We start from the raw sequence: 7734 nt of genomic DNA, 5'->3' as shown, positions 1-7734 counted from the left end.
CGAGAGGACCGGGATGGACGCACCGCTGGTGTACCAGTTGTTCTGCCAAGGGCATCGCTGGGTAGCTATGTGCGGACGGGATAAGTGCTGAAAGCATCTAAGCATGAAGCCCCCCTCAAGATGAGATTTCCCATTCCGCAAGGAAGTAAGATCCCTGAAAGATGATCAGGTTGATAGGTCTGAGGTGGAAGTGTGGCGACACATGGAGCTGACAGATACTAATCGATCGAGGACTTAACCTAAATGTTTGTGAATTGTCTGACCGTTATCTAGTTTTGAGAGAACACCTCTCATACATAGTTTGGTGGCGATAGCGAAGAGGTCACACCCGTTCCCATGCCGAACACGGAAGTTAAGCTCTTCAGCGCCGATGGTAGTTGGGGGCTTCCCCCTGTGAGAGTAGGACGCCGCCAAGCGATTAAAAAGACCAGCTTATATAAGCTGGTCTTTTTTCTTGTTCCCTAAGGTTTTACGATAGCCAAAAGTGGAAATAATAAAGGACGAAGAGCAATTAGTTGAAAAAAAAGCGAAAACCACTTATAGTAAAGTTAAAGTCAAATATAGTCAAAGTCAAGTGAAGGAGGGGGCTGAGTGGGGAAAAATATTTCTGACATAATCGAACAGTATTTGAAACAAATATTAGAACAGAACGGGAAAGAAATATTAGAGATTAAACGGAGCGAAATAGCCGATAAATTTCAGTGTGTTCCTTCTCAGATCAATTACGTGATCAATACGCGTTTTACGAGTGAGCGCGGATACATCGTCGAAAGCAAAAGAGGCGGCGGCGGTTATATCCGAATTATTAAAATTAAAATGAACGATAAAATTGATTTGATTGACAACATTATGAATCATATCTATACAAGGCTCTCCCAGGCTGCTTCAGACGATATCATTTTAAGGCTTTTAGAAAATGGTGTCATTACAAAAAGTGAAGCAAAATTGATGGTGAGTGTCATGGATCGTTCTGTATTATATATTGATTTGCCTGAACGAGACGAATTAAGAGCAAGAATGATGAAAGCCATGCTTACGTCACTTAAATTTAAGTAAAGCGGGTGAGAAGCGTGATATGTCAAGAGTGTAAAGAAAGACCAGCAACTTTTCACTTTACGAAAGTTATTAATGGCGAAAAAAAAGAAATGCATATCTGTGAACAATGTGCGAAAGAAAACAGTGAGTCATATTCTATGAATGAAAGTGGCGGATTTTCCATCCATAATTTGTTATCCGGACTGCTGAATTTTGACTCGTCTTTTACTAACAGCAGCGAGGCTCAGCTTTTTCAACAGCCGGACCAGGTTCTGAGATGCAAAAAATGCAATATGACATTTCCGGAATTTCGAAAAACAGGCCGATTTGGATGTTCGGAATGTTATAAAACCTTCCATTCCTATATCACTCCGGTTTTAAGGAAAGTTCACAGCGGGAACACGGTCCATGCCGGTAAAATACCAAAGCGGATCGGCGGTAACCTGCATGTAAGAAGACAAATTGAAGCATTGAAAAAAGAGCTGAAAGAATTAATTCAGCAGGAGGAATTTGAAAAAGCAGCCAACATTAGAGACCAGATCAGGTCGCTTGAACAAAACCTGAATGCAAACAAGGAGGAGGAGGACTGATGTCACTGCAGCATTTTATTCAGAATGCTTTAAGCAATTGGATGCGGCAGGAAGGCCCTGAAAGTGACATCGTGCTTAGCAGCCGGATCCGTCTTGCTCGCAACTTGGATAAAGTTCGTTTTCCAACGCTTTTTTCAAACGAAGAGGCTTCAGCGATTATTACATTGTTTGAAGAACAATTCACAGGCTATGAAGTGCCAGGTATCGGGAAATTCGAGCTTGTGAAAATGGATCAGGTCCAGCCTTTGGAAAAAAGGGTTCTTGTAGAAAAACATCTGATCAGTCCGCATTTGACGGAAGCTTCCTTTGGCGCATGCCTTCTTTCTGAAAATGAAGAAGTGAGTATTATGCTGAATGAGGAAGATCATATTCGCATTCAATGTCTGTTCCCGGGATTTCAGCTTTCAGAAGCATTAAAAGCAGCAAATCAGGTGGACGATTGGATTGAAGAACGGATTGACTATGCTTTTTCAGAACAAAGAGGCTACTTGACCAGCTGTCCTACAAATGTCGGAACCGGGCTTAGAGCTTCTGTCATGATGCACCTTCCTGCTTTAGTGTTAACTAGGCAAATAAACAGAATTATTCCGGCAATTAATCAATTGGGGCTTGTTGTTAGAGGAATTTACGGTGAAGGCAGCGAAGCATTAGGGAATATCTTTCAAATTTCCAACCAAATTACCCTCGGTAAATCGGAACACGACATTGTCGAAGATCTGAACAGCGTCGTTGCTCAGTTGATCGAACAAGAGCGTTCAGCAAGAAAGGCGCTTTATCAGACTTCGCAAATCGAGCTTGAAGACCGCGTCTACAGATCTTACGGCGTACTGTCCAATTGCCGGATGATCGAATCGAAAGAAACAGCAAGATGTCTTTCAGACGTTCGTCTTGGAATTGACCTGGGGATAATAAAAGGTCTTTCCAGCAATATACTTAATGAGCTGATGATCCTCACGCAGCCTGGATTTCTCCAGCAATATTCAGGAGGAGTCTTAAGGCCAAACGAGAGGGACATCAGGCGGGCTGCTCTTATCAGGGAGCGTCTGAAATTAGAAAACAACGGCAATAGACAGGAGGATGAAACGATATGATGTTTGGAAGATTCACAGAAAGAGCACAAAAAGTATTGGCGCTTGCTCAAGAAGAAGCTCTGCGTCTGGGCCATAATAACATTGGAACAGAACATATTCTCCTCGGCCTTGTCCGCGAGGGAGAAGGGATTGCTGCAAAGGCGCTGCAGGCATTAGGACTCAGCCCTGACAAGATTCAAAAAGAAGTTGAAAGCCTCATTGGCCGAGGGCAAGAGATGTCACAATCGATCCATTACACACCGAGAGCCAAAAAAGTGACTGAACTGGCAATGGATGAAGCAAGAAAGCTTGGTCACTCCTACGTTGGAACTGAACACATCCTCCTCGGCTTAATCCGAGAAGGGGAAGGTGTTGCAGCAAGGGTGCTGAATAATTTAGGCGTCAGCTTAAACAAAGCGAGACAGCAAGTATTGCAGCTGTTGGGCAGCAATGAGAGCGGTGGCGCTGCTTCAGGCGCCAACAGCAATGCCAACACACCAACCTTAGACAGTCTTGCCAGGGATCTCACGGCGATTGCAAAAGAAGACAGCCTTGACCCCGTAATCGGCAGAAGCAAAGAAATTCAGCGCGTAATTGAAGTGCTGAGCCGCAGAACGAAAAACAACCCTGTGTTAATTGGGGAGCCCGGTGTCGGTAAGACAGCGATTGCCGAAGGCCTCGCCCAGCAGATCATCAATAACGAAGTACCGGAGATTCTCCGCGATAAGCGAGTTATGACGCTTGATATGGGAACGGTTGTCGCCGGTACGAAATACCGCGGTGAATTTGAAGACCGCCTGAAAAAAGTGATGGACGAAATTCGTCAAGCGGGAAATATCATCCTCTTTATCGATGAGCTGCATACTCTCATCGGAGCCGGGGGAGCGGAAGGGGCCATCGATGCCTCCAATATCCTTAAACCGTCTCTGGCGCGCGGAGAGCTGCAATGTATCGGAGCGACAACCCTTGATGAATACCGCAAATACATTGAAAAAGATGCTGCACTCGAACGGCGTTTTCAGCCGATTCAGGTTGACCAGCCGTCTCCTGAAGAGAGCATTCAAATATTGAGAGGTCTCAGAGACCGCTATGAAGCCCACCACCGCGTATCGATTACGGATGAAGCGATTGAAGCGGCTGTGAAGCTGTCAGACCGGTATATTTCGGACCGTTTTCTGCCTGACAAGGCGATCGACTTAATCGATGAAGCCGGTTCAAAGGTTCGCCTGCGTTCATTTACAACGCCTCCGAACTTAAAAGAGCTTGAACAAAAGCTTGATGAAGTAAGGAAAGAAAAAGATGCCGCTGTCCAAAGCCAGGAATTCGAAAAAGCAGCGTCATTACGGGATACGGAGCAGCGCCTGCGCGAACAGGTCGAAGAAACCAAGAAAACCTGGAAAGAAAAGCAGGGACAGGAAAATTCAGAAGTGACCGTCGACGATATTGCAATGGTTGTTTCAAGCTGGACCGGAGTGCCGGTTTCGAAAATTGCGCAGACTGAAACAGACAAATTACTGAACATGGAGAGCATTCTTCATTCCCGCGTTATCGGCCAAGATGAGGCTGTCGTTGCGGTTGCCAAAGCAGTCAGACGCGCGCGTGCCGGCTTAAAAGATCCAAAACGTCCTATCGGTTCTTTTATTTTCCTCGGCCCTACAGGCGTAGGAAAAACGGAGCTTGCCCGTGCACTTGCCGAGTCCATTTTCGGCGATGAAGAAGCCATGATTCGCATCGATATGTCCGAGTATATGGAAAAACATTCAACATCAAGACTCGTCGGTTCCCCTCCGGGATATGTCGGCTATGATGAAGGCGGACAGCTCACTGAAAAAGTGAGAAGAAAACCGTATTCCGTCGTCTTGCTTGACGAAATCGAAAAAGCGCACCCTGATGTCTTCAATATTTTGCTGCAAGTGCTTGAAGACGGTCGCCTGACTGATTCAAAAGGGCGCACGGTCGACTTTAGAAATACGATTTTGATCATGACATCAAACGTCGGTGCGAGCGAACTGAGAAGAAATAAATACGTCGGGTTTAATGTGCAGGATGAAACCCAGAATTATAAAGATATGAAAGACAAAGTCATGGGCGAATTAAAACGTGCCTTCAGACCTGAATTTATCAACCGGATTGATGAGATTATCGTCTTCCACTCTTTGGAGAAAAAACATTTGAAAGATATTGTATCCCTCATGTCAGAACAATTAACTAAGCGTCTGAAAGAACAGGATCTGTCAATTGAGCTGACTGAAGCGGCTAAAGAAAAAATTGCCGATGAAGGCGTGGATCTCGAATACGGGGCGCGCCCTCTCAGAAGAGCAATCCAAAAACACGTGGAGGACCGGCTGTCTGAAGAGCTCCTGAAAGGCCATATTGAAAAAGGCCAGCATATTGTTTTGGATGTAGAAGGCGGAGAATTTGTCGTAAAAACCGAAGCTAAAACGAACTAATATAGAGACAAAAGAAAGAGGCATACGATGTTCATCAGTATGCCTCACTTTCTTATAAAGGGAGCGTTTTGAAAAATCAATGGCTAAAACAAAGACTAAATTCATTTGTCACTCATGCGGTTACGAATCCGCCAAGTGGATGGGGAAGTGCCCCGGATGCGGCACATGGAATACCATGGTGGAAGAAACGATAAAAAAACCCGCCGCCAACAGAAGAACCGCTTTTTCACATTCCGTTCAAACGGTGCAAAAGCCTTCACCTCTCACTTCAATCGAAACAACAGAAGAGCCGCGAATTAAAACGAAACTGGGCGAATTCAACCGCGTCTTGGGAAACGGTATTGTCAAAGGTTCACTCGTTTTAATCGGAGGCGATCCCGGCATCGGGAAATCAACCTTGCTGCTTCAAGTATCTGCCCAGCTCGCTGATTCAAAAGAAAATGTCCTGTACATCTCAGGTGAAGAATCGGTCAAGCAGACAAAGCTGAGAGCAGACCGTCTAGGCATCAACAGTCCCACTCTTCACGTTTTATCTGAAACCGATATGGAGTATATTACGTCTTCTATAGAAGAGATGAATCCATCATTCGTGGTGGTTGATTCGATTCAAACCGTTTACCAAAGTGATATTACATCTGCTCCAGGCAGCGTGTCCCAGGTCAGGGAATGCACCGCTGAGCTGATGAGAATTGCAAAAACAAAAGGGATTCCGATATTTATCGTCGGGCATGTCACAAAAGAAGGTTCGATTGCCGGACCGAGACTTCTGGAACATATGGTCGACACCGTCCTTTATTTTGAAGGTGAGCGGCATCATACATTTCGGATTTTAAGAGCCGTCAAAAACCGGTTTGGATCAACGAATGAAATGGGAATCTTTGAAATGAGGGAAGAGGGCCTGACAGAAGTGCTGAATCCGTCGGAGATCTTTCTCGAAGAGCGCTCGGCTGGAGCAGCCGGCTCGAGTGTCGTGGCTTCAATGGAAGGCACGAGGCCGGTCTTAGTAGAGATTCAGGCGCTGATTTCCCCGACGAGTTTTGGAAATCCGCGCAGGATGGCAACCGGAATTGATCATAACCGCGTCTCATTGCTGATGGCGGTTTTAGAAAAAAGGGTGGGGCTGCTGCTGCAAAATCAAGACGCCTATTTAAAAGTCGCCGGCGGCGTCAAGCTGGACGAGCCGGCGATCGACCTCGCCGTTGCGGTGAGCATCGCCTCAAGCTTCAGAGACACCCCGCCTCATCCGACGGATTGTTTTATCGGCGAAGTCGGCTTGACAGGGGAAGTCCGCAGAGTATCAAGGATAGAACAGAGGGTGCAGGAAGCGGCGAAGCTTGGTTTTAAAAGAATGATTATTCCTTCTGCAAATGTGGAAGGATGGACAAAGCCGAAAGGAATTGAAGTCGTCGGTGTTGAAAATGTAGCTGAGGCCCTTCGAGCTTCATTAGGAGGATCATAATATATGGAAAAAGACAAAAAAGGAGCGAAACAGGACCTTTCAGAAATATTGCAGTTTGTCGCCCCCGGCACACCTCTTCGCGAGGGAATCGAAAATGTCCTTCGGGCCAAAACAGGCGGATTAATCGTGGTCGGCTTCAATGATAAAGTGAAAGAAGTGGTTGACGGAGGGTTCCACATTAATTCTTCTTTCTCTCCGGCTCATCTGTACGAGCTGGCTAAAATGGACGGGGCGATTATTCTCAGCGATTCAGGGCAGAAAATTCTATATGCCAATACGCAGCTTATGCCTGAGGCGACGATACCATCCTCTGAGACGGGCATGAGGCACAGAACGGCCGAGCGTGTGGCCAAGCAGACCGGCTGTCTGATCATTGCAATTTCTGAAAGGCGGAATGTGATTACGCTCTATCAGGAAAATATGAAATATATACTCAAAGATATCGGCTTTATCTTAACAAAAGCCAATCAGGCGATTCAGACACTCGAAAAATACAAACTCATTTTGGACCATGCGATTTCCAATTTGAATGCGCTGGAGTTTGAAGAGCTTGTGACATTTGGGGATGTCATCTCTGTTCTGCATCGATATGAAATGGTGCTCAGAATCAAAAACGAAATTAATATGTATATTAAAGAGCTTGGAACAGAAGGCCATCTCATCAGGCTCCAGGTTAGTGAACTGATCACTGATATGGAGCAGGAAGCGGCGCTGTTCGTTAAAGATTATGTGAAAGAAAAAATCAAAGACCCGTTTGTCCTGCTGAAGCAGCTACAGGATATGTCGAGTTTCGAATTGCTGGATGACTCGATTCTCCTTAAGCTTTTAGGCTATTCAGCAACTACGAATATGGAGGAATACGTTTTCCCGAGAGGCTACAGGCTCCTTCACAAAATCCCCCGTCTCCCGATGCCGATCGTAGAAAATGTTGTCGAAGCATTCGGCCATTTAAAGCTCATTATCGAAGCGGATGTAAAAGAATTGGATGAAGTGGAAGGAATTGGGGCGGTCCGTGCCCAAAAGATAAAGAAAGGGTTAAAGAGACTTCAGGAGAAACATTATACTGACAGGCAGCTGTGAGAAAAATTTCTAAAAGTGATTAAAATTTGCAATTTATGGGTATATTATTC

Annotated in this window: 6 protein-coding genes and 2 rRNA genes (1 of these 8 running past the window's edge); all 8 read left to right on the top strand. The window is 45.5% G+C overall.

Annotated features, from left to right (window positions below):
• Window positions 1-242: ribosomal RNA gene (locus M1D90_RS21785) — 23S ribosomal RNA — on the top strand; it begins 2688 nt to the left of the window's first position.
• A 58-nt stretch (window positions 243-300) separates the two neighbouring features.
• Window positions 301-416: ribosomal RNA gene (gene rrf / locus M1D90_RS21780) — 5S ribosomal RNA — on the top strand.
• 175 nt (window positions 417-591) lie between these two features.
• On the top strand, window positions 592-1056 hold the full coding sequence (locus M1D90_RS21775; RefSeq protein ID WP_020449835.1) for a CtsR family transcriptional regulator: 465 nt from the start codon (window positions 592-594) through the stop codon (window positions 1054-1056).
• Window positions 1057-1070: 14 nt separating this feature from the next.
• A complete protein-coding gene (locus tag M1D90_RS21770) occupies window positions 1071-1625 on the top strand; it encodes a UvrB/UvrC motif-containing protein (RefSeq protein ID WP_003178271.1) in 555 nt (184 codons plus the stop codon).
• Window positions 1625-2716, top strand: a complete 1092-nt coding sequence (locus M1D90_RS21765; RefSeq protein WP_023855926.1) for a protein arginine kinase — start codon at window positions 1625-1627, stop codon at window positions 2714-2716. Before M1D90_RS21770 ends, M1D90_RS21765 begins: the two co-directional genes overlap by 1 nt.
• Window positions 2713-5145 (top strand): ATP-dependent protease ATP-binding subunit ClpC, encoded by a 2433-nt coding sequence (gene clpC, locus M1D90_RS21760; protein WP_020449838.1) that lies wholly within the window; start codon window positions 2713-2715, stop codon window positions 5143-5145. The genes M1D90_RS21765 and clpC overlap by 4 nt, the downstream gene beginning before the upstream one ends.
• Window positions 5146-5224: 79 nt before the next feature.
• On the top strand, window positions 5225-6604 hold the full coding sequence (gene radA / locus M1D90_RS21755; protein WP_020449839.1) for a DNA repair protein RadA: 1380 nt from the start codon (window positions 5225-5227) through the stop codon (window positions 6602-6604).
• 3 nt (window positions 6605-6607) lie between these two features.
• On the top strand, window positions 6608-7684 hold the full coding sequence (disA, locus tag M1D90_RS21750) for a DNA integrity scanning diadenylate cyclase DisA (RefSeq protein ID WP_020449840.1): 1077 nt from the start codon (window positions 6608-6610) through the stop codon (window positions 7682-7684).
• Window positions 7685-7734 lie beyond the last annotated feature (50 nt).

The sequence above is a fragment of the Bacillus sp. JZ34 genome, assembly GCF_053903205.1.
Note: the sequence above shows the minus strand (reverse complement) of the source record. Positions and strands in the feature narration are given on the sequence as shown.